At 44.9% G+C, this 26789-nt stretch carries 25 protein-coding genes and 1 pseudogene; 18 read left to right on the top strand and 8 right to left on the bottom strand.

All coding sequences use genetic code 11. The features are described 5' to 3' along the window. Positions 1-64: 64 nt before the first annotated feature. From H583_RS34330 to H583_RS0125750, 10 genes are all read left to right on the top strand, one after another. The gene (locus H583_RS34330; protein WP_051237004.1) at positions 65-910 is read left to right on the top strand and encodes a DUF427 domain-containing protein; all 846 of its coding nucleotides are present in this window, start codon (positions 65-67) and stop codon (positions 908-910) included. A gap of 391 nt (positions 911-1301) precedes the next feature. Further along, positions 1302-2459 (top strand): betaine/proline/choline family ABC transporter ATP-binding protein, encoded by a 1158-nt coding sequence (locus tag H583_RS0125795; RefSeq protein WP_036710983.1) that lies wholly within the window; start codon positions 1302-1304, stop codon positions 2457-2459. Next, positions 2456-3103: an ABC transporter permease gene (locus H583_RS0125790; protein WP_028563007.1), complete on the top strand. Its 648-nt coding sequence runs from the start codon at positions 2456-2458 to the stop codon at positions 3101-3103. Before H583_RS0125795 ends, H583_RS0125790 begins: the two co-directional genes overlap by 4 nt. Positions 3104-3125: 22 nt before the next feature. Beyond that, a complete protein-coding gene (locus H583_RS0125785) occupies positions 3126-4079 on the top strand; it encodes an ABC transporter substrate-binding protein (RefSeq protein ID WP_051237002.1) in 954 nt (317 codons plus the stop codon). A gap of 74 nt (positions 4080-4153) precedes the next feature. Next, positions 4154-5509: an LLM class flavin-dependent oxidoreductase gene (locus tag H583_RS0125780; protein WP_028563005.1), complete on the top strand. Its 1356-nt coding sequence runs from the start codon at positions 4154-4156 to the stop codon at positions 5507-5509. 9 nt (positions 5510-5518) lie between these two features. Beyond that, the gene (locus tag H583_RS0125775) at positions 5519-6424 is read left to right on the top strand and encodes a DMT family transporter (RefSeq protein WP_028563004.1); all 906 of its coding nucleotides are present in this window, start codon (positions 5519-5521) and stop codon (positions 6422-6424) included. A gap of 378 nt (positions 6425-6802) precedes the next feature. After that, a complete protein-coding gene (locus tag H583_RS0125765) occupies positions 6803-7225 on the top strand; it encodes a MarR family winged helix-turn-helix transcriptional regulator (RefSeq protein ID WP_028563003.1) in 423 nt (140 codons plus the stop codon). 329 nt (positions 7226-7554) lie between these two features. Further along, positions 7555-8577 (top strand): NADH:flavin oxidoreductase/NADH oxidase, encoded by a 1023-nt coding sequence (locus tag H583_RS0125760; RefSeq protein ID WP_028563002.1) that lies wholly within the window; start codon positions 7555-7557, stop codon positions 8575-8577. Positions 8578-8937: 360 nt separating this feature from the next. Continuing rightward, positions 8938-9708 (top strand): sugar phosphate isomerase/epimerase family protein, encoded by a 771-nt coding sequence (locus H583_RS0125755; protein ID WP_028563001.1) that lies wholly within the window; start codon positions 8938-8940, stop codon positions 9706-9708. Between the two features lie 180 nt (positions 9709-9888). Next, positions 9889-10911, top strand: coding sequence for an ROK family transcriptional regulator (locus tag H583_RS0125750; protein WP_028563000.1), 1023 nt, complete (start codon positions 9889-9891; stop codon positions 10909-10911). 332 nt (positions 10912-11243) lie between these two features. On the opposite strand, the gene H583_RS0125745 is transcribed toward H583_RS0125750, so the two are convergent. The 3 genes from H583_RS0125745 to H583_RS0125735 form a co-directional block, all read right to left on the bottom strand. After that, positions 11244-11624 (bottom strand): VOC family protein, encoded by a 381-nt coding sequence (locus H583_RS0125745; RefSeq protein WP_028562999.1) that lies wholly within the window; start codon positions 11622-11624, stop codon positions 11244-11246. A gap of 107 nt (positions 11625-11731) precedes the next feature. Then, a complete protein-coding gene (locus H583_RS0125740) occupies positions 11732-12934 on the bottom strand; it encodes an MFS transporter (protein WP_211228359.1) in 1203 nt (400 codons plus the stop codon). Positions 12935-13099: 165 nt separating this feature from the next. Beyond that, positions 13100-13753 carry a sugar O-acetyltransferase gene (locus tag H583_RS0125735; protein ID WP_028562997.1) on the bottom strand — a complete coding sequence of 218 codons (654 nt, stop codon included), beginning with the start codon at positions 13751-13753 and terminating at the stop codon, positions 13100-13102. Positions 13754-14411: 658 nt separating this feature from the next. Here H583_RS0125735 and H583_RS0125730 point away from each other — a divergent pair. From H583_RS0125730 to H583_RS0125700, 7 genes are all read left to right on the top strand, one after another. Beyond that, positions 14412-16232, top strand: a complete 1821-nt coding sequence (locus tag H583_RS0125730; protein WP_028562996.1) for a sensor histidine kinase — start codon at positions 14412-14414, stop codon at positions 16230-16232. Further along, entirely contained in the window at positions 16210-17754 is a 1545-nt protein-coding gene (locus H583_RS0125725) for a response regulator (protein ID WP_028562995.1), read from the top strand. Before H583_RS0125730 ends, H583_RS0125725 begins: the two co-directional genes overlap by 23 nt. Before the next feature lie 415 nt (positions 17755-18169). After that, the gene (locus tag H583_RS0125720) at positions 18170-19423 is read left to right on the top strand and encodes an ABC transporter substrate-binding protein (protein WP_028562994.1); all 1254 of its coding nucleotides are present in this window, start codon (positions 18170-18172) and stop codon (positions 19421-19423) included. A gap of 86 nt (positions 19424-19509) precedes the next feature. Next, complete coding sequence (locus tag H583_RS0125715; protein WP_028562993.1) at positions 19510-20379, top strand: carbohydrate ABC transporter permease; 870 nt, start codon at positions 19510-19512, stop codon at positions 20377-20379. Next, on the top strand, positions 20379-21215 hold the full coding sequence (locus tag H583_RS0125710; protein ID WP_028562992.1) for a carbohydrate ABC transporter permease: 837 nt from the start codon (positions 20379-20381) through the stop codon (positions 21213-21215). The genes H583_RS0125715 and H583_RS0125710 overlap by 1 nt, the downstream gene beginning before the upstream one ends. 271 nt (positions 21216-21486) lie before the next feature. Then, positions 21487-22461: an aldo/keto reductase gene (locus tag H583_RS0125705; RefSeq protein ID WP_028562991.1), complete on the top strand. Its 975-nt coding sequence runs from the start codon at positions 21487-21489 to the stop codon at positions 22459-22461. 32 nt (positions 22462-22493) lie between these two features. Further along, positions 22494-23096, top strand: a complete 603-nt coding sequence (locus tag H583_RS0125700; RefSeq protein WP_028562990.1) for a DUF1349 domain-containing protein — start codon at positions 22494-22496, stop codon at positions 23094-23096. Positions 23097-23154: 58 nt separating this feature from the next. Here H583_RS0125700 and H583_RS0125695 read toward each other — a convergent pair whose 3' ends face one another. The 4 genes and pseudogenes from H583_RS0125695 to H583_RS37710 all read right to left on the bottom strand — a co-directional run. Continuing rightward, complete coding sequence (locus tag H583_RS0125695) at positions 23155-23481, bottom strand: AzlD domain-containing protein (RefSeq protein ID WP_028562989.1); 327 nt, start codon at positions 23479-23481, stop codon at positions 23155-23157. Then, positions 23472-24200, bottom strand: coding sequence for an AzlC family ABC transporter permease (locus tag H583_RS0125690; protein WP_028562988.1), 729 nt, complete (start codon positions 24198-24200; stop codon positions 23472-23474). Before H583_RS0125690 ends, H583_RS0125695 begins: the two co-directional genes overlap by 10 nt. Positions 24201-24243: 43 nt before the next feature. After that, complete coding sequence (locus H583_RS0125685; protein WP_028562987.1) at positions 24244-24801, bottom strand: helix-turn-helix domain-containing protein; 558 nt, start codon at positions 24799-24801, stop codon at positions 24244-24246. Between the two features lie 176 nt (positions 24802-24977). Beyond that, positions 24978-25055, bottom strand: a pseudogene (locus H583_RS37710) (NAD(P)H-dependent oxidoreductase); the annotation flags it as partial. A gap of 240 nt (positions 25056-25295) precedes the next feature. Between H583_RS37710 and H583_RS0125675 the strand changes: the two are divergent. Beyond that, positions 25296-25838: a DoxX family membrane protein gene (locus H583_RS0125675; RefSeq protein ID WP_051237000.1), complete on the top strand. Its 543-nt coding sequence runs from the start codon at positions 25296-25298 to the stop codon at positions 25836-25838. 139 nt (positions 25839-25977) lie between these two features. Here H583_RS0125675 and H583_RS0125670 read toward each other — a convergent pair whose 3' ends face one another. After that, complete coding sequence (locus H583_RS0125670) at positions 25978-26700, bottom strand: Crp/Fnr family transcriptional regulator (protein ID WP_028562984.1); 723 nt, start codon at positions 26698-26700, stop codon at positions 25978-25980. Between the last annotated feature and the right edge of the window lie 89 nt (positions 26701-26789).

Below are 26789 nucleotides of genomic sequence, written 5' to 3'. Positions count from 1 at the left end.
AATGGTGATATTGTCTAAATGTAATAATTAATTACTTAATAACGATAATTAAGGAGGAAATGAAATGAGTGATTCAGCTGCATCAACCTGCCAGACAGCAGTATCCGCATGCTCCAGTGATCCAAGTGTCTTACCTGTCGAAACGCGTGTAAAAATAGAGCCTACCTCGAGATGGGTGCGCGTGCAGGTCGATGGGGTGACGATAGCAGACAGCAAGTCTGCTGTGTTGCTCCATGAGCGGGGGCATTTGCCGGTTTATTATTTTCCGAAATCCGATGTCAGGCAGGATCTGATCGTTGCCAGTGAACACCGTACCTTCTGCCCGTACAAGGGCTACGCCTCGTATTGGGATGTTAAGGTGGGCGATCGGGTGATCGAACAGGCCGCCTGGAGCTACCCGGACCCGATCCCGCAAAGTGAAGGCGTTCGTGAGTATATTGCGTTTTATTGGAATAAAGTTGACAAGTGGCTGGAGGAGGAAGAGGAAATATTCGTACACCCTCGCGATCCCTACAAACGGGTCGATGCCATCGCCAGTTCCCGGCACATTCAAGTTGTGCTGAACGGAGTAGTTGTTGCAGACAGCAAGCGGCCGGTTATTGTATTTGAAACCGGGGTACCTGTGCGCTACTATTTACCTGAGGAGGATATTCGCAAGGAGTTGTTTACCTCTTCGGATTTGAAAACAAGCTGCCCTTATAAAGGGGATGCTTCTTACTTGAATGCAGAGATTAACGGTCAAAGCTATGAAAATATCGTATGGACCTATCAGAGCCCAATACCGGAAATTCCAAAAATCTCCGGACTGTATGCCTTCTATAACGAGCGGGTCGATACGGTCTATGTCGACGGCGTACAAGAGACCGTGCAGCAGTGGCACAAGTCAATACTTGATTTATTTGAAGAATGACATTGCTGCCGATATCTGTCGGTTTTTCCTGGACAATTTGGAACGATTCAGACGGGAAGAGCCGCTGCAGGGTATTGTCGACCGTCAGCGGGGCTATTAGCGTCAAGACAACCGTAACCTGTCTTGTGAGAAATGGGCATTGAGGTGTGAGGATATCATGCGCTGAGACTGACCTGTTAGCAGGAAGTCTTTCTGCATGCATAAAACCTATAATTTTTATGAGAATAATAGGTTATTTAGATGCATTATACATACTATCATTCATTTAATTACTATTAGTTAGTGTTTATCTTATATTATACAATATTGACCAACCATACGATTGGAGGTCTTGTTTTCTATAATGGAAAATAAGGCCTCTTCATGTTTATTAAAGGAAAGGGTGAGCGCTATGAGCAGCATCGCATTGGAATTTAGGCAAGTGAGCAAAAATTATGGAGCCGGTCCTGTGCTTGAGAACTTCAACTTAACGATAGAGAAGGAGCGACTTGTCACACTCATCGGCCCATCAGGATGCGGGAAGACAACCTTGCTCAAAATGATAAATCGGCTGATCGAACCGGAGCAGGGACAAATATTGTGGGAAGGGAGCGATATTAGCAAGCTGGACCCCGTCGAGCTGCGCAGAAATATCGGCTATGTTATCCAGCAGATCGGTCTGTTTCCGCATATGACGATTGAGGAGAACATTTCGATCGTCCCGCGACTGAAGGGGGAGAGCAAGCAGAAGCTTGTCGGACGTACGGAGGAGCTGCTCCAGTTGATCGGGCTGGACCCGGCCCGGTTCCGCAAGCGATATCCGCATGAGCTGAGCGGGGGACAGCAGCAGCGTATTGGCGTTGCCCGTGCATTGGCTGCCAATCCGTCCATCATTTTGATGGATGAACCGTTCAGCGCGCTCGATCCGATCAGCCGTGTGCAACTGCAGAAGGAACTCATTCACCTGAATCGGCATGTGAAGAAGACAATTGTTTTTGTCACGCATGATATCGATGAGGCGCTCAAAATTGCCGACGACCTCATTCTGCTCAAGAACGGTCAGATCGTGCAATCGGGATCGCCCGGGGAGCTGCTGCAGCATCCGGCGGATGCATTCGTTAGGGAGTTTCTTGGCAGCGAGCGGTTTGCCACGGAAGTATCCGAGCAGCCACAGTCTGCGCCTTCGCTCATAAGTCTGATGGATGCGAGCGGCACGATCGATTTGCACTGTCAAGTACCAGAGGCACTCCAGCAGCTGCATGCAAGCCGGATGGATGAGCTGCTCGTTACCGATGCCAACAACAAGGTCGTCGGCATCGTGAGGAGTGATGAGCTGAGGCGGTGGGCGGGGTTAAGCGAGAGCTCTCGATTGAAGGTAGCGGAAGTGATGCGCCCACCTATTCCGTCGGTACAGGATCATGCGACTATCGCGCAGCTGCTCACCTTGTTGAACGAGTATTCAATCGTTCCGGTTGTCGATGCCAGCCAGCGCCTGCTGGGGACCATTACCCGGCAAAGCTGCATTAAGGCTTTCGGACAGTCCTATGATAGAAAGGAGACGGCAGTATGAGTTTTTGGGAAACGATTCAAACGGATTGGCCGAAAATACTGGACAAAACAATAGAGCATTTCGAACTGTCGCTCATCTCGGTGCTGATCGCCTGTCTGATCGCCATCCCGACCGGCATCTATTTGACAACGCATAAACGGCTTGCTAACGGAATTATTACTGTCGTATCCGTTATTCAGACGATCCCAAGCCTGGCGCTGTTCGGCTTTATGATTCCGCTGGTCGGTATCGGCAAGCAGCCTGCAATTATCGCACTGACGCTGTATGCGCTGTTGCCAATTTTGCAAAATACGTACTCAGGCATACTCAGCGTGTCTCCGGCGCTCATTGAATCGGGAACCGGGATGGGGATGACCCGCTGGCAAATTCTGAGATTGGTACAGCTGCCGATCGCCCGCAGCTTCATTATGGCCGGTGTGCGGCTTGTAGCGGTTCAGACGATCAGCATAGCGACCATAGCGACCTACATTGCTGCTGGCGGGTTAGGTGATATTATTACGCGCGGAATTGCGGCGATTAACACGAATGTCATTCTGGCCGGAGCGATTCCAGTATCCTTGCTTGTCATTATTGTTAATTTGCTGCTGCTGGTCTTGAACCGTTGGTTAACGCCGAAGGGCCTTCGCCACCTGACGAAGGATTAATAGAAAGGGGACAAGGAATAAGATGAAGAACATGACGAACAAGAAGAACATGCTAGCAAGCGGTGTGAACAAACGTTGGGCGAGGCGCAAGAGAGCTCTTCTTGCCATTACGGCAGCAGTGCTGCTTGCAGTCGGTATGACCGGTTGTGCCAAGGGAGGAAGCTCAGATACGATTCAGGTTGCAACCAAGGGGTTCGCAGAGTCGGATATTTTGGCGAATGCTTTGAAGCTTCTCATTGAACAGGAGACGGATCTGAAGGCGGATGTCAAGAGCCTGGATAACAATTTGCTCTGGAATGCGCTCAAGATTAATGAAGTGGACACTTATGTGGAATATACCGGAACGGCACTTATTAATATCCTAAAGGCAGAACCTGAATACGATCCTCAAACGGTCTATGACAAAGTGAAAAAGGAGCTGAAGGAGAAAAATCAGATCACAGTGCTGGATCCCTTGGGTTTTACTAATTCTTATGCGTTTGGGGTACATAAGGAGAAAGCGGAGCAGTTGGGTCTGAAGACAGGGTCTGATGTTGCTGCAAAATCAGAAGAGCTGGTTTTTGGAGCAAGTGAAGAATTTATGAATCGCCCGGATCTCTGGCCGCCGGTTTTGGAAAGTTACCAACCCAAGTTCAAGGCTATCAAGACGATTGCAGGGGGCTTGTATTATCAAGCGATTGACCAGGGATTGATTGATGTCGCGATGGTGCAAACGACCTCTGCCCAGGTTCTGGTCAGACCTATTGTTGTGCTGGAGGATGATAAGCATGTCTATGTACCCTATTATGCCGTCCCGATAATTCGCGATGAAGTGTTGAAGAAACATCCGGAGTTGGAGAAAATACTCAATTCGATGGCAGGGAAAATTACAGATAAGGAGATGCAAAGACTCAATGGCGAGGTTGAGAATAAGCAGCGGTCTGCGCTCGAAGTGGCTAAGGAATGGCTGATAGCCAATGGTTTGTTGAAAGGGTAAAGGCGCATTGTGATGATTTTTTTTACAGCGTATACCGCCTATTCATATTGGATAACTAAATGGAGGCTGATGAAATGAGTAAACCGCAACGACAAATGGCGCTCGGAGCGATGATGTTTTTCCCGGCGGGAGGGAATATTTCCAGTTGGAGGCATCCTCTGACCGATGTGCAAGGGCTGCTTGATTTCAACTACTATAAAAAAATCGTCCAGACGGCAGAACGCGGCAAGTTCGATATGTTCTTCTATGCCGATGAGCTGTACGTATGGGACCGCTTCGAATCCGGGATTAGCCATGCCAATAGCATTCGCCCGGAGCCCTTCACATTGCTCGCTGCGCTGGCTGCAGCCACCGAGCATATCGGACTGGCGGCAACGGTCTCCAGTACCTATAATGAGCCGTATCATGTCGCACGCAAGCTGGCGACACTGGATTACTTCAGCAATGGGCGGGCGGCCTGGAATATCGTCACCTCGAGGACGGATGAGGAGGCCCGAAATTTCGGAAGGGAGCAGCATCTGGAGCATGGGACTCGCTATGAGCGGGCAGGGGAGTTCATTGATGTGACCCAAGGGCTGTGGGACAGCTGGGAGGATGACGCCCTGCTCTTGGACAAGGAAAGCGGGTACTTCGCCGATAAGGAGAAGCTGCACAATCTTCAGCACAAGGGCAGTCACTTCCAGGTGCATGGCCCGCTCAATGTGACCAGACCCCCGCAAGGGTATCCTGTGCTCATTCAGGCCGGCGCCTCGGAGGCCGGCAAGGAGCTGGCTGCCGCCAAGTCGGAGATTGTCTTCGCGCCGATCAGCTCGTTTTCGGCTGAAGGTTTGCGAGCCGGTCAGCAGTTCTACGAGGATATTAAGGGGCGCATGGCCAAATATGGAAGAAGCCGTGACGCGTTGAAAATATTGCCCGGCATCATGCCGATTATCGGCCGGACAGAAGAGGAAGCGAAGGAGCAGCTGGCGCTCATTGAGAGCTTGACGCCGCCGCAGCTTGGCCTCGATCTGCTCTCCCATTATCTGGGGCAGGACATTTCGTCCTATCCGCTCGATGAGCCGCTGCCGATCCGGCCGGATCTCGACCAATTCAATCAAAGCAAGAGCCTCCTCAAGAGCATCCTTGAGCTGATGGATGACGAACAACTGACGCTGCGCCAGCTGTATGGACGATTGACGAACAGGCTCGGGCTGGCCGGGACGCCGGAGCAGATCGCCGATTTTATGGAGGAATGGTTCCTGCAGGGGGCGGCCGACGGCTTTAATGTCTCATTCCCCCATCTGCCGGGCGGCATCAATGATTTCGTGGAGCTGGTAGTACCGGAGCTGCAGCGCAGAGGGGTGTTCCGCACCGAATATACCGGCCGTACTCTGCGTGATCATTTATCGCTCCAGCGCCCGGCCAATCGCTTCACTTCTGTCGGTGTGTAGCTGAACACGATGCCGACTGCGTATAGATCAGCATTTGCGGGGTTGTTTGTTGTCGCTTTCTTCTGGGGCATCAGTTTCGTTATTAGCGCTTATCTGTTGCAGGCGTTCTCGCCGGTGCTGCTCTCGTTTCTGCGGCTTTTGTTTACATTCGGATTTTTGCTTCTTCTCTATTGGGGCATCAGGGGAAGAAGAGCGGTGCAAAGGCCGAGCAGAGCCGAATGGCTGCTGCTGCTGTATTCTTCGATCTTCTTTACATTGATTCAACAGCCGGCCTATTTTATCGGGTTGGAATATTCGACTGCAGCCAACGCTTCCTTGATCTATGCGGCGGCGCCACTTACAACGCTGCTTCTGGAGGCGGTCTTCCTGAAGACTCGCATTCAGGGGATGAAGCTGTTGGGAGCGGGACTAGGATTTGCGGGCGTGCTTATCATCGTGCAGAGCAGCGGACAAGCTTGGAGCATTGGGGAGGGTGATCTTTACTTGCTGCTGGCGATGCTCGGCTTATCGGTGAGCGTATTATTCACCCCGAAGCTGGCCCTTACGCTGTCTCCATTAACCATTACGACTTATTCCTCCTTCGTCGGTACCTTGCTGATGATGCCCGCCATCGGGGGAGAGTGGCTGCTTGGAGGGAGCGTCATGCCGGGCAGTCTATGGATGTGGCTGCTTACCGCCATTGCCGGTCTGATAAATGTGGCTGCAGGAGTGTTGTGGATCCGGGGTGTGGCGGTTGTCGGTCCAGGTACAGCGTCGCTGTTCCACAACCTCCCGCCCTTCATCGCTATTTTATTTGGTTTCCTCTTGCTGGGCGAGCAGGTGGGCGTCTCTCAGTTCGCCGGAGGAGCGCTCATTCTGATTGGGGTGTTCGTCACAGGCTGGGTTCGCGCTGATGCGCCTGCTCCTATAGGATAGGCAGCACCTCAGAGTGAGCAAGCTGTACCTGCCCTCGCGGGAGCAATCCTGGTAGAGACGGGGGAAGGCTGGGAGAACGGCTCGGCAAAAGCGGGCCACTAAGACGGGCGGCAGCCTGAGCCTAAGGCTCAGGCATATGTTGCTGGTGAATCCGTAATTTTGATGTACCCGCTGCTTATGCTGTGGACGTTTTCCGCTTGGTCTTCCGGGCCTGCGCTGCAGTTCCATTTGATTGCTCTAGCCCCTTCGGCAACAAGCATTATGCTCAGTTTGTATAGCTCGATCAGTCAGTTGGGCATGGCTTTTGACCGTTTTGACTAAGCTTGATACAATATAGACTAAGTCTAACTATTTTATATAGATGAGGTGGGTCTATTATTGCAAAATAAAAATGATTTCTTGGATAAATGGTTGTCTTTGACGCATATTTATTCCGGCATAAATGAAAAATTGGAGCAGGCACTCCAACTGCAATACGGTTTGTCTTTGAAGGAGTTCTACGTTTTATTTTTCATATCCAGGTCCGAGGAAAAAAAATTGCGGTTGCAGCAGCTTGAAGACATGGTCAGTTTAAGTCAAAGCGCGATATCCAGACTCGTTGTGAGGCTGGAAGCCCAAAACTGCGGTGCCTTGCAAAGACATGTATGCGAAGATGACCGGAGAGGTGTCTACACAAGAATTACTGAGGTGGGCGAAAATAAATTGCAACGCGCATTAGAAACGTTCAATGAAGTGCTTCAATTAGAACTTCAAGGGAACGATCGCAAAGGTTTTCAACAGCTGATACAAAGATTATCCTGATTCATTGTTTGGGAAGGTACTCACAGGAAGAATACACGAGTGCCTTTTTAATCCTGAAAAAACTTGTTTGCGTTCATTTTATTCATGGCTTGACAGAAGTTATTATTTTCGATAAATTATATGCATGCGCATGTTTCTTATTTTGAATGTTAACATGAGATACAATTACGTTTAACTTATGGGGGAGAATTACCGGACCAATCATAGTGTGGTCATGATGAAAGTTTTGGTTGTCGGGCACAAACGTGTAGGAAAAATAAGCACGATATTATATATGCTTGCGCATGCATTTTAATTTTCGAATTCAACAATTGAGAGGAGTTTTTTTTATGAATGATCTATTTAGTCCCTTTACAATAAAAGGTCTGGATTTAAAGAACCGCATTGTTATGCCGCCAATGTGCCAGTATTCCGTTGATAAAAAAGATGGTGTCGCCACTGAATGGCATTACATGCACTATGTTAGCCGTGCCATCGGCGGCACAGGCTTGGTCATCGTCGAAATGACAGATGTAGAGCCAGATGGCCGGATTTCCGACTTCGATCTGGGCCTATGGTCAGATGATCAGATTCCGGCTCTCAAACGGATTGTGGATGCTTGCCACAGTTACGGCGCCAAAGTGGGAATTCAGATTGCACATGCAGGACGCAAAGCGGAGGACGCTGAAGTACCGGTTGCACCATCGGCCATTGCTTTTGATGAAAAATCAAAACAGCCCCGTGCGCTGACGACTGAAGAGGTTAAAGGTCAGGTGGAGAAATTCCGCGCTGCTGTAGCCCGTGCTGTTCAGGCCGGCTTTGATACGATTGAGCTTCATGGGGCACATGGCTATTTAATTCATCAATTCCACTCTCCACTTACGAATAAACGTGATGATGAATATGGAAAAGACTTAACTCTTTTTGGACGCCAGGTAATTCAGGCAGCAAAAGCTGAAATGCCGGAAGACATGCCACTCTTGATGCGTATTTCTGCTATAGAGTACGTTGAAGGCGGTTATGGTATTCAGGAAAGCATTGCTTTTGCCAAGGAATATCAAGACGCGGGAGTAGACGTATTTCATATTTCAGCCGGTGGAGAAGGACCTATCGCAGCGTGGGGCAGACCGGGAACTCATGCGGCATACCAGGTGCCGCTCGCTAAACAGATCAAGGAATCCCTCGATATTCCTGTAATTGCCGTTGGCAGACTGGATGATCCAATTTTGGCGAACGCAGTGATCGGGAATGAAGAGGCGGATCTGGTTGCTGTCGGCAGAGGAATGCTGAGAAACCCTTACTGGGCACTGGAAACGGCTTCGAAATTGAAAAAAGAAACGCAAATTCCAAGACAGTATACGACAGGTTTCTAAATTGACAACCTGAACGAGATGATTTTGAGGAAGGTCCTCTTCCATATCCATTGGCAGGCATAGTTGGTCCATAGTATATTAAATGTATAAAAGAAACCTCTCCTTTGGTATGTGGTTGGGTGGTACCCCCATTTTACTAAGGAAAGGTTTCTTTTTGTTATGAAAAAATTGAAAAGAAGTGTCCCTCAGCCATTTTTATCGGGATTTGGATGAGCGGAAGAATCTGCTCGATCCTTTTTCTCCTTATTACTAAGGGAGTTAATATATTAGACATTGACTCCTTCTGAAGACAGGGGTATAGTTAACCCATAGTTATTAAATTCAATTTAATAACTAATTAATAAACGTGGAGGGTAAATTATGACAATACTTGGCTTTCAAGCTTCCAGTCTTAGACCCTATCTTACGACAGCAGATGAAGTACAACATACATTCCGTAAACTGCATAATATGGGGTATCGCGATGTACAGCTGCAATGGATCGATCCTGCCGTCCCTTTGGCATTCACGGCAGAAGCTTTGCGAGAAACAGGGATGAAATGTATCGCAACTCAAGAAGATTTTATGGTAGTGCGAAATAATTTGGATTACTATGTCACGATGAATAGGCTGTGGGAAAGTGATTCTTTATGTGTCAGTACCATCCCGCGTGAGCTAATGACACCGGAAGGAATCGTGGAATTTTGTGATGAGATGGACCAAATGGCTAGGACGCTGGGTGAACATGGTATCACACTTACCTTCCACCCGCTCTGGTTCAACTATGAGTACATTAATGGCATTCGTGCCATAGACATCGTAATGGAACAGTTGCCTAAAGTGGGCTTAACTTTATGTGTATATCACACTGTTCGGGCAGGTGAGGACCCTGTGGCTTTATTGGAACGGTATCAAGGGCGCGTAAATATATGTCATTTTAAAGATTCCGCACTCTCAACCGAGGGGAAAGAATACTTGGTTCCACTTGGTCAAGGTCGGATTGATTGGTTGCCCATATTTGAGGCTTGTCATCGAACCGGTGTGAAATGGGGACTGGCCGAGCAAGAAAACTGGCAGAAAGACGCCTTCGATTGTGCAAAGGAGAGCTTGGATTATCTAACGAAATCGGGTATCATATCAGCTAATGTTTAGCAAAACAACAGCGTATGGTTTTCAACCAATCTTACCGTTTGCTGTGGCGTAACCATTGGAGATCGCAGCGTCACTGTTGGTGAAGGAAGTGTTATACTAAAAGATATTCCGCCTGACTCGCTTGCTGCAGGCTTGCAACATTATGAAATGAAAATCGGAGTTAATAGGCCGGGGGTTTTTATGGGAATAAATATGCTGGATATGAAAGAGAGCAATTCACAAACAGTTCTTTGGAGCCTTTGTTCATACAAAACCTCCACCATTAAACAATTGGCTCGAACGACAGGATTAAGCCTTGTTACCGTTGGAAACATACTAAATGGATTTGTAGAAAGCGGAGAAGTCACACTCGGTAAAATGTATTCTGCAACGGGAGGAAGGCCGTCTCAAGCGTATAGCTTTAATGCAGAATTTGCACATGTGCTTGGGTTATCGGCGCGGGTACGCAAGGGGAAGAATATTATCAGTGCTTGTGTCGGGAATCTTTACGGGGAACACGTATGGGACGTAGAGGAGCCGTTTGATATCATTCAACTTTCTAGTTTTGATCAGATGATCAATGAGGCCCTGCGAAACTATTCGACTATAAGTCTTATTGCTTTTTCTCTGCCGGGTGTGGAGCATAATGGTGTTATTTTGGTAAATGACTTTACTACATTAAAGGGGACTGCCTTTACAGAATATTTTCAGAAAAAGTATGAGTTGCCGGTTATTGTTGAGAATGATGTCAATGCAGCAGCTTTTGGTTTTAGCCAACACACAGAAAAAGTATCCTCTATTGTCGGCATTTATTTCCCTCGTACTTTTGGTCCAGGTGCAGGCGTTGTGATTGATGGCAACATTCATAAAGGGGTCGCTGGTTATGCTGGTGAAATCAATCTGCTGCCTATCGGTGTTGACTGGATAACGATTAATTATGATGATTCCAAAGAGCTAGGAGCTGCCATTTCTAAATTAATCAGTATTTTTTGTGGGACAATCAATCCCGAATATGTTGTTCTTTACGGTGATTTTTTATCCGAAGCTTTAAAAGAAGCGATTGAGCAATCAATACCTTCAGAGGAATTGAGGGAAATATTCCCTGTTGTTAATTATGAAAGTGATTTAGATGCCGACATCCTTCATGGTTTGATCGCACAGGCGATTGCGGCATATCAGTCTGGTCTGCGCGGAAATTCTCGACAGGACAACGAAAATATCTAAAACATCGGAGAATGGTCATGATTTTATCATACCTTGTGTAGTGTTTTTCCATCTAATCTAAAAAGACAACGACAAGAGTCGTTGTCAGATTATAGAGAAACCCGCGTTTTTTAATCAAAACGTGGGTTTTCTCTTTTTTAGGCGAATGAGAGGGAGCAGGCCCCCCTTATGTCCTCCTATCGAGGTGGAGGGCGATCTTCTTTATGTTCTGAACGGCCGCGACCATCAACGCTTGTTCCAAGAAGTTGTTCAAGCTCCACATATAAGGTACGCCATTGAGCCCGGTCTGGCCTATGGTCTCCGAATGGGGGGGCGGAGCAAGAAGGACACGTTTAAATCGTGATTTCTAACCGATTCATTTCTGGATCAAGCACTAAACTTTCGTAGTAGCCGTCACCGGTTGTTCGCGGCCCATCCAAAACCTGAAAGCCCTCCTTCTTTAAGCGATCCGTCAAATCATTCACCTTTTCTTCAGAACCGACGGAAAAAGCAAAATGGGTAATGCCGTAATATTCAGCAGGTTCTAACTCCGTAAGCTCGGGTTTTTGCATCAATTCCAAACGCGCACCTGTTTTAAAGGTCAAAAAATAGGAGTGGAAATGTTTCTTTTCATTCACATATTTTTTATTTGCGATGCCGTTGAAAAATTTTTCATAGAACGATTTCATCTTTTCAAGGTCCTTGGTCCAGATTGCGACATGTTCAATCCGCATCATCCATCCGCCTTTCTACATTAAATGTGTTCTTCTGTTTCTTCTTTAGCTACCTCGCTAATCCACTTTTTCAATATACATTTGCCGGCCCCTGTTACTTCAAACACTTAGCTCTCCAGAGAAGCACTTTTATGAACGCCAGCTTTCTTTTTATACGCCCGTATTAGCATTTCCCTACAAGCCAGCAATCCGACGCCGCAAGTGAGAAGCACATATGGCATTAAGGAGAAGGAGACGTGCGCAAAGAGTTGTCCAAACAATGGCGCAACCAGCGTAGTACCGGTATAGGCAAATGCCATTTGCATACCCATAGCCGCCTGTGCGTTATGCTGCCCAAAATAAATGGGAGTTTGATGTAGCATGGATGGATAGATCGGCGCAAGCCCTGTCCCAACAATAATGAATGAAATTATTGTGAAAATCGTCGGAAGCGGCAACAGCATGATAAAAAATCCAAAAATCATAAGAATGGCTCCAAGACGAATCAGCGCCTCATTGCTCAACTTAATGGAGATAAAGCCGCTTAACATCCGTCCGGCTGTGATTCCCAAGAAAAATAAGGATACCCACCCGGCAGCACTTTCTGGCGAAATGCTTTCGTTTTTCACCAAATAACTTGACCCCCATAGCATCATGGAAGCTTCCGTTGAAGAAACCAGAAAGAACGAAAACATCCCAAAGACAGCACCTCTTGTTTTCAGCGAAGCGAGCAGTCCTGGCTTATCTTTGGTTTGCAGATCTTCTTCAGTCTGCTTCGTTGACGGGCTTTCAAATTTCCTCCACATAGGAAGTGAAAACAGCAGCAAGATAACCAATGAAAACTGTACCATCGATATGGTAAAATAACCGCTTCTCCATGTGTTTCCCCACAATACGAGCGTAGACATCAAAATGGGACCCAACATGGCTCCAACACCCCAAAAACCGTGTAGCCAGTTCATATGCTTGGCTTCATAATGCTCGGCCACAAACCTGTTCAGTCCGGCATCAACTGCTCCGGCCCCAAGACCAAGCGGAATCGCGCAAGCCAATAACCAAATGAAGGAAGGCGAAAACGAAAAACCAAGCAGGGCAGCGGCAGTCATGGCGACACTGATAATCGTTACCTTGCCAGTGCCAATGATTCGAATCAACTTGTATGAGAGCAAGCTGGAAATGATGGTGCCTATGGAAATAATAATGGATGCAATTCCCGCGTTTCCGATGGGGACACCCAAATCAGTATTCATGATGGGCCAGGAGGAACCAAGCAGGGAGTCGGGCAATCCAAGGCTGATAAACGCCAGATAAATTAAGATAAGAAAAATCATGTCCATTCTCCGTTGTATTATATTATTATGACGCAATGGCCTGTTCAATCGATTCTCTACAATGAACGGCAATCGATACTTCTTTTGAAAATGACTTATTAATACAGTTCCCTTCAAATGTTCAAAGCCATCAATCTAAGGCCTGTCGTGTGAGCCAACTGTTTTTTATTCAAAGTGCCCGTCTTTCATGACTTGGCAGTCCGCTAAAATATCCGGTTTGTAGATCATGCTGTCTGCTTCGGCAATTTTACGGATGACTTTACAGGGTACACCTGCGGCGAACGAATCGGGCGGGATATCGTGCAGAACAACGCTGCCTGCTCCGATGACGCTACGATCGCCAATGGTTACACCGCCACAAACGGTCACATTGGTTGAAAGCCATACATCATTACCAATCGTGACCGGCTTGGCATAACAAAGCAATTGCGCATTTCCATGTTGATCCAGCATCTGTCTGCGTTCGGATGCAACGAGTGGATGGACGGGTGTAACTATTGTGACGTTAGGCCCGAAGCTGACATGATTGCCGATTATTACTTTTGCATCGTCTTGAACCGTAAAATTATAGTTTGCAAAAAAGTGATCGCCTATTTCGGTGTGGGTACCATAATGAAAAAAAACAGGTCCTTGAATAAAACAATTTTCACCTTTACTGCCAAGAAGCTGGTTTAGAATCTTTTCTCTTGTTTCGGTTTCATTTTCGAGGGTACGACTATACAAACTACTCAAATTATGGGCTTGCAATTTAATGGCCCGAAGTTCTGGATTGGCCGGGTTAAATAAAATACCTTTTAAAATACGCTTTTCTTCGCTCATCGTTCTACTCCCCTTGTATTCTACTCTTTAGTAGTGATACCCGAATTCACAAGATACGTTTTTATCCCTTCCGTCAACTTCAACTCACGGTGGAGTGTACCACTGTGAAGTGATTTACGAAGTTCGAAAAGGTATTCCGTCCATCAGCTGAAGTGATTAGAAAAGGTCTAAGGCTGGAAGCATGAAAGCCAAGTGATGTCGTCATAATTATCTATCATATTTTTTATTAGTTATTTTAATTAATTTAATAAGTTATAACATAAATATATCTCATGTCTGTATGAGAGTCAAATATCTGAAAACTGGCCATTGGATGAACACTTTACCCATTCAAATTGTTTTCGATATTCCAAGGGAACTAACAGACTCTTTAATTGATAATTATTCTCATTTAAATAGGGGAGCGCATGCTGCAAATATGAAGCTTATTCAGTCATCACTTCTTTACCACTGGTATCGCATTGTTGGATATTCATGCTCTGGGCCAGACAGAGCGTCTTACCCGTACATCGTGTTTTCATACCATTATTTATATAGCTGACGGGACAGGCACTCTTGTCCAAAAGCGGTCCGAGGAGACGCCGCTGCATATAACCAACTTACTATTTCGTCTATCCCTGTGCTACAATGTACAAGGAAATGAGTGGGGGATGCCAACATGAGACTTATCAAAGGGAGTATTATAACAAAAGTTATTATCAGCTTAATCATAGCAACAAGCGTTCCGTTCATTATTTCTAACTATTTGTCTTATCAGATTACGGGCAACGCCATCAAACGCCAGCTTGTTGAGCTTAATCAAAATTCAATGTCCATTACGATGTCATCCTTGCAGTCTTATCTGCATGAATTGTCACTGCTCGGTCTGACCTACTTTTCGGATCCGGCTCTTGTCCGGTTATTGTCAGAAAAAGATCCCCAAACGCCTGCTGAAAGCATCTATATTGAGCAAAGACTTGGGAACATTTATGCGAAATATAGTGAGATAGGTGCGGTTTCTTACAAAAGCGCACTAACAAACAAGCAGTTTAATATTCGTAATCATTATAATTCTATTGTTCAAATTCCTGATTTTAAAAATCAGGAGTTGTCGCATGGACACACAGAACTGGAACAAACCTTTCAAGTTACACATCATAACAAAGAACCAAGATTGCGTATCAATAAGCCATTCATAGATGTTTATACCCGGGAAATAATCGGTTTGACGACTTTTGATGTTAAACCGTTACAAATCCGCAATATTCTTGCTTCCTTAGCGACAAGTGAGCAAGGGCCTGTGTACCTTTTTATCGGAAATCATTTGGATTTACTCTATACAACCGCAGATGAGATGGAGTTGACATTTGAGCCCTCTTTAAAAACCGGAGAACCATGGAAGGCAGAACTTAATCAAAGGCTGCATACATCACAATCACCTGCAGATCAAGGGGAACTGCAAACGGCTAAAGGCAGTTATGTCTATTTTAATCAAACAGATGAAAATGGCTTGATCGTTACAATGGTCAAATTTATTCCCCAATCACTAATTAATCAGGCACGTACTTCTGCACTAGGGAAAACGGTATTCATTCAAGCTATTTCAATTATTTTTGTTTCTGTCTTGGCGGCATTTATTTCTTATTACATGCTGCGCAGAATTAAAATCATGTTGGGACACATCAAGAAATTGCAAATGGGCAATTTTCACTTGAAGCAAAAACCGGTACAAACAACACCGGATGAGCTGGATTTGCTGGAAATGAAATTGCATGAAATGGCCGGTGAACTGGATGAACTATGGAACAAGCAATACCGTCACCAGCTTGAGTTATCGCAAGCCCGTTTGAAAATGCTGCAAGCTCAAATCAATCCCCATTTCTTCTATAACACGCTGCAATCCATTGGAACGTTAGCAATTAAATCCAAAGCCCGTGACGTTAGTGACAGACTTGCCGAATTTGCAGCTTTGTTCCGTTACACCATGGATATTGAGAACGAGGATGTTTCGCTGGAAGAAGAAATTGAACATTTACAGCATTACATGGTACTCCAGCAGGGACGCTATAAGAGCAAGCTTCAATTCGATTTGGAGTATCCAAATGAGGCGAAATATATTTCCATCCCTAAAATGACTTTGCAGCCGCTTGTTGAAAATAGTATTATACATGGCCTGGAACGTGGAAATGGTCAAATTCATATTATTGTAAGCGTTGTTTTGACGAAGCATTCCATGTTAATTGAAGTCATCGATAATGGAAAAGGCTTTACAAATCAACAAATTGAACAGGTCAAGGCTGGTTACATTGAGCACGTTGTCGGAACAGAGAAAAGGGGAATTGGCTTGTCCAATGTGTTAAAGCGATTTATGCTTTATTATGGCAACGGATTTAATTGGTCGATTTCAAGCAAGCCTTATAGTCAAACGATCGTGGCATTATCATTGCCGGTTGGAGCATCAGGGGAGGCAAAAGAAGATGAAATTACTAATCGTGGATGATGAGGAGCATGTACGTGAAGGGATTGAGCTTTCAATTGAATGGCAAAATTATAAAATCAATCAAATATTAATGGCCGAGAACGGGTTGGAGGCATTGGAAATCGTACGTGAATACAACCCGGAGTTGATCATTTGCGATATGAACATGCATATTATGGACGGCACAGAGTTTTTGGAGAAGCTTCGGGAGGAAGGGTGGACATCCAAAGTTATTGTGCTGAGCGGTTATCAGCAGTTCAGTTACACCAGGGCGACTCTGATTGCTAACGGTGTGGATTACTTGCTCAAACCATTTAAAATAAGTGATCTGGACAAAGCAGTTCAAAAAGCATGTGATCAAATAAAAAAAGAACAGGAAGTCAGCCTGAAGGAGCGCAGCACTAATTTTCGCTTGAATGAAGTCAATCATCTTGTAATGGAGCAACGTTTTTCCCGTTTAATAGAAGAAGAACAGGTTTCTAAGGAAGAGTTGGATGCTTTTCTTGCTGCTCTTGGCATCAACCCTGACAGCTTTTATGTCGTTACTTTTTTGCCGAGAAATAAAGACGCTGTCGTAAAGCAATATTATGCCCGCGATGAGCAGTTGCTTAATTATTCGATGAAAAATATTGTTAAAGACCTGGTTGAACCGCTTGGCAACTGGTATGCCCTTCAGCATGAAGAATTTATGATTGTATTTTTAACCTCTGATTATTTGCTTGCTGATATCGAGATGGCTGTGAATGAATTACAGAAAGCATGGAAAAAAACGTTGCGATTATCTTCATTTTCTGGTTTTTATAAAATGAGACTGACCGCCGGCAAGCTTCAAGTGGCCTTGATTGAGGAAAAATCGATGATTCTTAACTGTAATGTTTTTGGTCATATGAAGAGCGGCTGCAAGCCAGCAGTTGTGCACTTTTTTACAGACAAGGAGCGTGTCATTTTAGAAGCAGTTCTCACAAAAAATAAGCTGTATCTTCATGGGTTGGTCGAGTCTTTCGAAATGGAACTGGCTGCGCTTGAGGCTGTAAGCCTAAGAGAGCTCCAGCACTATACGATGGAAATTAATCTGTTGCTGGTACGGGTTTATCTTCAACTCAAAAGCAGCAGCTTTCATGAGACGATGCCCCTATGGATATCCAATCTGGATGAATGGTCCTCAAAGCTGAAACAAATTTTCAGTGACATGCTGGAATCAATCGACTACGGGAGGCTGGAAATAAGTCCTGCTTTATCCGTTGCTACGGTAAGAAATTATATTATGGATCATATGAAGGAAGAAATTACATTAGCGGGTCTGGCAGAGTTGTTCCATTTTTCACCGCAATATTTGGCGAAGAAGTTCAAAGAAGAATATGGCACCACAATAATGAATTATTTGACCCGGATAAGAATAGAAAAAGCATGCTCATTGCTTGATCATACGAAGTTGTCTATTCAAGAGGTTGCGATTGAAAGCGGCTTTGAAGAATTGAATTATTTTAGTAAAGTATTTAAAAAGCATACGGCTTTTACACCTAGCGGCTATCGGAAGAAATAAAAAAATATATAATCCAAACACATTCAATATAGAACCAAACTACTGCTGTCTGAGATATGAATGCAGCTTTTTGGAATTGAATGTGTTTTATTTTTTTCAATATAATAAGAACCTATATAAGTTGAACAAAAGAAACGGAGGTCGGATAGCCGGAGTGTGAAAGGATTCTGGAGAAGCGAAGCGTTCGCCTTTGTTCCCGGATTTCCGCCTTACCTGTCGTTCATTCAAGAAATCCGGGAACAACAGCGATCGGAAGAACCTTTCATACGGCGGCCCTACGCGACATTCATTCGTTCAACTTATATAGATTCAAAAATTACTCATATAGGCGAATACAGTACCTGTAAGCGGTATCTGATTATAGATATAATAAACCTGTAAACGAAATTAATAATCACAATAGGGGGTTGCAAAATTGAAAAATAGATGGTTTCTTGCACTACTAACTGCTGTGCTTTTCATCATTTCAGCATGTGGCAACAATACAGGCAGCAATTCAAATGAAGGAACAAATAATGGTGGTACGAAAGCCAAGCAGCTGGCTAAAATTTCTTTATTTCAAAGTAAAGTTGAAATAGCCGAGTCACTTGAGAATTTAGCCTCCAAGTATAAACAAGAAACAGGAAATGAAGTTGAGGTGTGGGGTTCGGCAGGCGACTCCTATATTACACAACTGCAAACCAAGCTGGCAGCAAATGAAGGTCCGACAATTTTTTCTGTCCAACAAGGTATTGAAGCGGAAAAGTTTGCATCCTATTTCTATGATATGACGAATGAGCCTTATGCCAAGTACATTGTGCCCAATATGGCTTTGGAAATAGAAGGTAAAGTTGTAGGGGTTCCAATTGGAATCGAAGGCTTTGGCCTTGTATACAATAAAGATTTATATGATCCCTCAACTGTGACTGACACAGCGTCATTTGTTAAAGCTCTTGAAAAGTTCAAAGCTGACGGTATTAATGGTTTGAGTCTGTCCCAAACCGCATACTTCCTGATTGGTCATATTATTAATACTCCATTTGCCATGCAGGCCGATCCTATAGCTTTCATTAAGCAAGTAAATAAAGGTGAAGTAGACTTAAAGGAAGTGCCTGAATTCCGGGATTTCGCCAAAGTGATGGAAGCGATTCGTGCTTACACTGTTAATCCGGTTGAAGTAACCTATGATAAACAAATGGGCGATCTGGCAATGGGCAAAACAGCCATTGTCCACCAGGGCAACTGGAGTTACAGCATGCTTGCTGATTATGGCGATCTCAATATCGGCATGGCACCGCTTCCGATCGCGGGCAACGACAAGCTGGAAGTCGGTATCCCGTCCGGTTGGGTTATCAATAAACAAGCATCTCCCGAGAAAATTGCAGCAGCCAATGCTTTCTTCGAATGGTTGTACACCAGTGAAACAGGAAAAAATGCAATTCTTAAAGATTTTGGTTTTATTCCAGCGGTTACAACGATTGAACCAACCGGCTTAGATCCGTTATCACAGGAAGTTTATGATGCAACCCAATCGGGCAAGACGCTTCCGCGGGCTTTGAATTATTTCCCGCAAGGAATCATCATTAACGATCTTGCTCCGCTAGCTTCTGAATTTTTTCTTAATCCTTCAATGACACCAGACCAATTTCTTGACAAGCTGCGGGATGTTTGGGCGAAAGCTGCCAAGTAATGCGAAATTGTCGAAGGCCTAACTTTTTTTAAAATGTTAGGCTTTCCTTCTCACTTCTAAGTAGAACTTGATAAAGGGAGTTTCATATGCCAAATAAAAAAATATGGTATTTTATATTCACTATGCCACTATTTTTGATCTTTTGTATTGTTGTTCTTGTTCCGTTCCTGATCGGAATTTACTATTCTTTTGTGAATTGGGATGGCATTTCCAGCAACCCCAAAGTATTTGTTGGTTTTGACAATTATACTGCGCTGTTGCAGGATAAACGTTTTCTTGCATCTGCGTGGAATACAATAAAATTTACTCTATTTGCACTATTCAGCGTTAACTTGCTTGGTTTGGTATTTGCTTTGATTGTTACTTCCGGGTTTAAAACAAGTAATCTCGTTCGAACACTATTATTTATGCCAAACCTTATAGGCGGCTTGATTCTGGGATACATCTGGCGATTTATTTTTACGGATGGATTTAAACAAATCGGAGAAATAACGGGAGGAGACTCCATTTTCTTTAACTGGCTAATTGATCCAAACTTTGCCTTAATTGCACTGGTTGTTGTCTTTACTTGGCAGATGGCCGGCTATACGATGGTGATCTATATTGCCGGGATTCAAGGGATTTCTGAAGAAGTCATGGAGGCAGCTAAAGTAGATGGAGCAAATATATGGCATCGCATGACCAAAATCGTATTTCCGTTACTAATGCCATCGTTCACCATTTGCTTATTTTTAACGTTGTCGGGTGCCTTCAAAATTTATGATGTCAATTTGTCCTTAACAAATGGCGGTCCAATTCATCATACGGAATTGTTTGCTATGAATGTGTTTAATGAAATATTCGGTTACGGGAATTATGGGCTCGGCCAGGCGAAAGCCATTTTGTTCTTCGTTATTATTGCCCTTGTGACCATTACTCAAGTGGTCATTACCAAGCGAAGAGAGGTACAGATGTAATGAATAATGCTAAAAATGGTATCATCTCTTTGTTAATCGTTATGATCTCGTTATTGTTTCTGTCACCCATTTACATCATGATTGTGAATTCGTTCAAAACGCGTGCTGAATTATATGAGAATGTTCTCTCTTTGCCAGGCAGCTTCAGCTTTGAATATTATACAGCAGCGATCAAGAAAATGAATTTCTTTGTTGCGCTTGGAAATTCACTGTATGTAACAACTGCGACGGTTATTTTTGTCATCGTGCTTGCTTCTATGATGGCATGGATGCTCGTACGTCGCGATAATGTCTGGAGTAAAATTATTTTTTTCCTGTTTGTAGCAACCATGCTCATTCCGTTCCAAACCTTAATGATGCCGCTTATGCAAGTGATGGATTGGATACGTACCTATTTACATTTGCCAATGCTGAATACACATGGGGGATTAATATTCATGAATATTGGTTTCCATGCGGGTATAGCGGTATTCCTGTATCACGGGTTCATTAAGTCAATCCCTGTCGCATTGGAGGAAGCAGCTGTTCTTGATGGCTGCAATACATTCGGCGTATTTTGGAGAATTATTTTTCCTTTGCTGAAAAGCATTAGTGTAACCGTCGCGATTCTCGATGTAATTGCCTCATGGAATGATTACTTGCTGCCTTCACTCGTGTTATCTGAAAAAGGCTTGCGTACGATTCAGTTATCCACTTTTTATTTCTTCGGGGAGTTTACAATTGTTTGGAATCAAGCGATGGCCGGCTTAACGTTAACTATTGTGCCTATTATTATTTTCTATTCTATTGCACAGAAATATATTATTAAAGGGATTGCGGCAGGAGCAGTCAAGTAAACAAGAGTTGTTGCAAGAATGAAAAGGCTCAATTTAAGAATCAGTGGTTGACCACTGTAAGCAGCTGGAGCGGAGAGAAAGAGGGAGACTGAAGAAGCGAAGCGTTCGCCTTTGTTCGCAGATTTCAACCACGTACAGGGAGGAATACAGGAAATTTGCGAACAACAGCGATCGGAAGTCCCCTCTTTCTCGAAGCGTTGCTTCAGCGTTCCGTGTCAACCACTGATTTCGATTTTGAGCCAATAAAAAAACTCAAATTTTGGAGGGTCAAATGAAACCTTTACAATTAGAAAAACGCGGGATAGCCGCAAGCCGTATGATTATGGGATGTATGGGATTTGGGGGAGGCTGGAATCAGAACCCGATCACAGCAAGTGATATCAAACAAGCCCATGAGGCAGTTGATGCAGCATTATCAATCGGGATCAATTTTTTTGATCATGCGGATATTTATACTTTCGGGAAGGCAGAAATCGTATTCGGCCAAATTTTAAAGGAACGCAAAGATCTTAGAGAAAGCATATTCATTCAATCGAAATGCGGTATTCGTTTTGAGGAAGGTCCCGGAAGGCCGGGAAGATATGATTTTTCCTCTGATTATATTTCCAACAGTGTTGATGGAATCTTAAAAAGACTTGGTGTAGAATGTATTGATTTCTTGCTGCTGCATCGCCCGGACCCGCTGATGGAGCCGGAAGAAGTTGCCGAAGTCATCCGTGAATTAAAAGAGTCCGGCAAGGTTCGCCACTTCGGTGTTTCGAACATGAACGCAGCACAGATCAAATTGCTTCAGTCTTATTCTAATGAACCTTTTATTATCAACCAATTGGAGATGAGTCTGGCTAAACTTGACTGGTTAGAAACAGGGGTGCTTGTCAACCATCATGAACGCATGCATGCTCATTTCCCGGAAGATACCCTGGATTACTGTCGTCTTGAAAATATCCAAATACAAGCATGGGCTTCTTTGGCACAAGGGCTGTTTTCGGGAAGAAATATAGATGGTGAGTCCGAATCTGTACGAGAAACGGCACGGCTGGTTCAGGAGATGGCCGAGCAAAAGCAGACATCGGCAGAAGCCATTCTATTAGCATGGCTGATGAGACACCCTGCAAGTATTCAACCGATTTTGGGTACGATCCGGCCGGACCGTATTCAAAAAAGTGGTGAGGCGATGAAGCTGACGCTGACAAGAGAAGAGTGGTATTCACTCTATGTAAGTTCAAGAGGCAGAAAATTGCCATAAATAAAAATACGTAGCAGTTAACGGGGGTATATATGGGTCAAGTAAGCTTTTTAAGCCAAGATATTGGTAACGTTGCTTTGGAAGGTTCTATTGAAAAGACTGATGAAGGGTACGATATCATTGCAGGAGGGGCAGATATCTGGGGGACTGAAGATCAGTTTCATTTTTGTTATGTAACGGTTCATGATGATTTTGATATAGCCGTCAGATTAGAATCCCTTAGTATGGCTGATCTTTATACGAAAGCAGGTATTATGGCCCGCAAATCTTTACTTGCCGATAGTGAGCATGTATTCTTCATGGTTTTCCCTGACAATAGCCCCCGGAATAAAAATAACGGCGGTTATGAATTTCAGTATCGGGAAAAGATGGGGGAGGAATCGTTTGCCATATATCCGGATGATTATAGCTCAGAGCACGCAGAATTTCCAATTCATTATCCAAACACCTGGTTAAGACTAAAAAGGTCCGGAAATATCTTTCATAGTTATTCCAGCACAGATGGCGAGACATGGAAACAATACTCGAGTCATGAAATGGAAATAGCGCAAACGGTCTACTTAGGGTTGGCTGTTACCTCCCATAATGAGCAACAGTCCGTGAAAGCAGCATTTAGGGAAATAACAATGAAATAGCATGATTAAAGAAGAGAGCTGTGTGTCAGCTCTCTTCTAGTGCATAAATGTGCAGTGTCTACATATATAATCTCAGCAGCATAATCGTAATCATGCCCACAATTACAGTCCCAAGCAAGCTTCTTGTGAGCAGCGCTACCAAGATTGTAGGAACAGAAGCGATGATTTCTAAATAATTGCTCCGTAGTGCCAGGTTGTCATCGGACAAAAATAATTCTTGTGCAACTAATGCCGACATCACGGCTACAGGCACATAATTCAACCAGCGCATGGCCCAATCCGGTATGTTCACTCTGCTGAATACAAGGAGGGGCAGCACGCGCGGTAAAAAGGTTACCAGGGATGAGCCTAGTATGGCCAGCAGCACATTCCATTTCACTTCCATTTTTCTATCACCATCCCCACTGTAGCCGCCGCTATCGTAGCGATCATCACGGCGATGCTGCCTGATACGACATAACTTGCCGCCAGCAGAACAAGAACCGTGCAGCCAACGACAAGCAGGTCTTTAACGATTTTTTTGCGGCTTGTCAGTTGAAGGACGAGCAAGCCGATGAACATGGCGGGAAGCGCAAAGTCAAGTCCGAATCTTTCAGGCTCCGTTATCCACTCTCCCAGCCATGCTCCTGCCAAGGTAGCAGCAATCCAGTTCAAGTAAGCCGTAATATTCAGCCCATGCATCCATCTTTCGCTAATTTGTTTTTGCTTCGCAGCTTTATTGATCGCTACGCCGAACGTCTCGTCTGTAATCAGGGAGCCGATGAGCACGGACTTCGCTGGTGTCATCCATTTGAAGTAGGGGGACAATGCTGCGCTCAATAGCACATGCCGGACATTGACAATAAAGACGGTTAGTATAATAGCGGTGATTGATCCTCCGGATGCGATCATGCCGGCAATGATGAATTGGGCCGAGCCTGCATAGACGAGCAGAGACATGAGGAAGATCTCCATCATGCTGAAGCCGACTGTTTTGGCAATGACACCAACTGCTATCCCAATGCTCAAATATCCAAGCAGTGTCGGAATACATTCTTTAACGCCTTGAAGAAAGCTGTCGTCCCTGCGGACAGCCTCGTTATCTAATGGAACAGGATTGTGCATGTTCTCCTCCAGTCTATTTGCTGTAAAGATAGTTATACATGTATCATGCAGTCGGATAATGAATAATGAGCACACATTTTACCATTTCAGTACCGCGATTATAATACGTATGTGGCCGGTCCGCTTGAAACAAAATGCTGTCATCCCGTCCGATGGTATATTCCTCGCTCTCAATCTTCAAGTCCAAAGTACCCTGCCCGACAGTTAAAAACTCCTCAACACCGGCATGGTGCGGCTCTGAAAAATGTGTGCAGCCCGGATCAATTTCAAGCTTATACACTTCAGATGAGCGCTTGGGACTAAACGGAATGACGGGATATACCCGATACCCTCCGCCACCTTCTGCTATCGCATCAAGATTATTTTTGGATATGATCGTAACCGTCGCCGCGTCCTCCTTAAACAAAGAGGAAAAAGATAAATGCAGGCCATTTGCTATCTTCCACAGGGTGGTAACGGTTGGATTCGTTTCGCCTCTCTCGATTTGCCCAAGCATTGCTTTGCTTACTCCTGTCAGTTTGGCTGTCTGATCCAGGCTTAGTTTCCTGTCTTTACGAATGCGCAGCAGATTTTTGCTCACTCTTTCGTTAATAGACTGCAAAATAATTCCTCCATTATGTACGTTATATTACTTATTTGTGCATTATATCATACATTAATTAAGTTGACTATCTTCTTCTGATTGCACCGGGCAAGATTTTTGAGAAATAATAATAGATAAAATCCACCTTTTTTTTGTACAGGCAACTGATATCTTTCGTCAGCATAGCCGTCCTTTCCGTAAGCAAAACCGTAGTTCCAGACCCTGTCAAGATAACCCTTCAGCATGGCAGGCACACCGTACCAGCATAACGGGATAGAAGGAAGGATTTCCATATAAAATCTGGGCACAATGATGCAGAAAATTTACCCGTCTCTGGAATTTTGCCATTGAACCCGATCGACCCCTTCCCGAATGCCGTCGAATGCACAGAAATGCGAGCGAAAATAGGTCCTTATTGTGATTTTTTTCACATACACTAGCTATGATTTAAGTCATACTATAGATGTAGCAAAAATCACAACAAAGAAGAAGCAGTGAGGGGAGAGGTCAGTATGATTAGAAAATGGTGGACTGAACATGTGGGGGCTTCGGCTCTGCTGGCATTATTGAGGATTTACCTGGGGTGGCAATGGCTCGTGCCGGGGTGGCACAAGCTGATAGGAGATACACCGTTTGATGCGACCGGATTTTTGAACAATGCGGTCAATAATCCGGTGGCGGAGAAGGGAACGGGGGCGCTGGTTTATCCAACCTTTACAGCCTTTGTCGAGCATTTCGCGCTGCCGAATGTGAAACTGATCAATTTCCTGATCCCGCTTGGTGAACTCCTTGTCGGACTGGGACTGATCCTTGGAGGGCTGACGCTCACAGCGACATTTTTCGGATTGCTCATGAACTTCATGTTCATGTTTGCCGGAACCGTATCGACAAATCCATGGCTGATGCTGCTTGGCTTCCTCGTTATTGCCGGGGGTGCGAATGCCGGACGCTTCGGAATTGACTACTTTATCCGCCCGTTTGTCCACAAGGCGATTGCCAAGCTGAGGAAAGGCAATAAGCCGGCAGGTACGGACCAGCCATATGGCCCGGTCTAAGCCGATAGAAGCAGGATAAATGATAAGAAGGCTGGCAGTCCTCCCAGCTGCCAGCCCGATCCAAATAGCGGAAATCCCCTTTAGTTCCTTTCAGTGAAGGAAAGCTAAAGGGGATTTCTTATGAAGCGTATAGTGGAAGCTACATTCTGCAGATATCCTTGGGACAATTCTCGCAATGGCAAATATCCCGCAAGTAATTGAGATCATGAATGACCAGATGCTGATGCTCATAGGACAGGACGCCGCGCGTCTTCAGATCATTCAGCATCCGATTGACACTCTCCCGCGTTGCTCCAATCATCTCGGCCAGATCGGTATGGGTCTGCTTGCTGGAAATGTAGATGCCGTCATCTCTTTGTACACCATAGGAGTTGCACAGACGGATCAGCGTCGAACAAAGCGCGCCAGGTTTGCCGAACATCATCAGATCCCGGAATTTCGTCTGCGTAACCCGATGCATCAGCCCCATCCATTTCATAAATTCCACAGCCAGCTCTCCATGGCGCCAGAGCAGAATTTCCAGGTCACGCTGCTGGATCACTCCGATTACCGTATCCTCCACCGTGTCCGCGCGGAACGCGTGCATCGATTGCTGGAACGGATCAACTTGCCCGAACAAATCTCCTTCCTGATGGATGCACATAATAATCTGCTTGCCATCCGGCGAGGATTTCGTTATTTTCACACTGCCTGACTTCAAGTAGTACAATTTATCCGCATGATCTCCTTCTTCGTAGAGGGAGCTGTTGGCAGGCCATCTCTTGTCGTACATGATTTCTGTCAGCTTCACCAAGCTATCCGGCGAAAAGCAGGATGTATTCCTTATTCCCGTATCCTGAACTTGTGATTCATATGCGGTCATGTGAATCCCCCTCCAATACTGATAGGACTATTATATACGGAAAATATTGTTTTTGAGTGTGATAAATATCACATCGCGGTGACCAGAAT

The organism is Paenibacillus pinihumi DSM 23905 = JCM 16419 (genome assembly GCF_000422505.1).
GTDB lineage: Bacteria > Bacillota > Bacilli > Paenibacillales > Paenibacillaceae > Paenibacillus_D > Paenibacillus_D pinihumi.
Note: the sequence above shows the minus strand (reverse complement) of the source record. Positions and strands in the feature narration are given on the sequence as shown.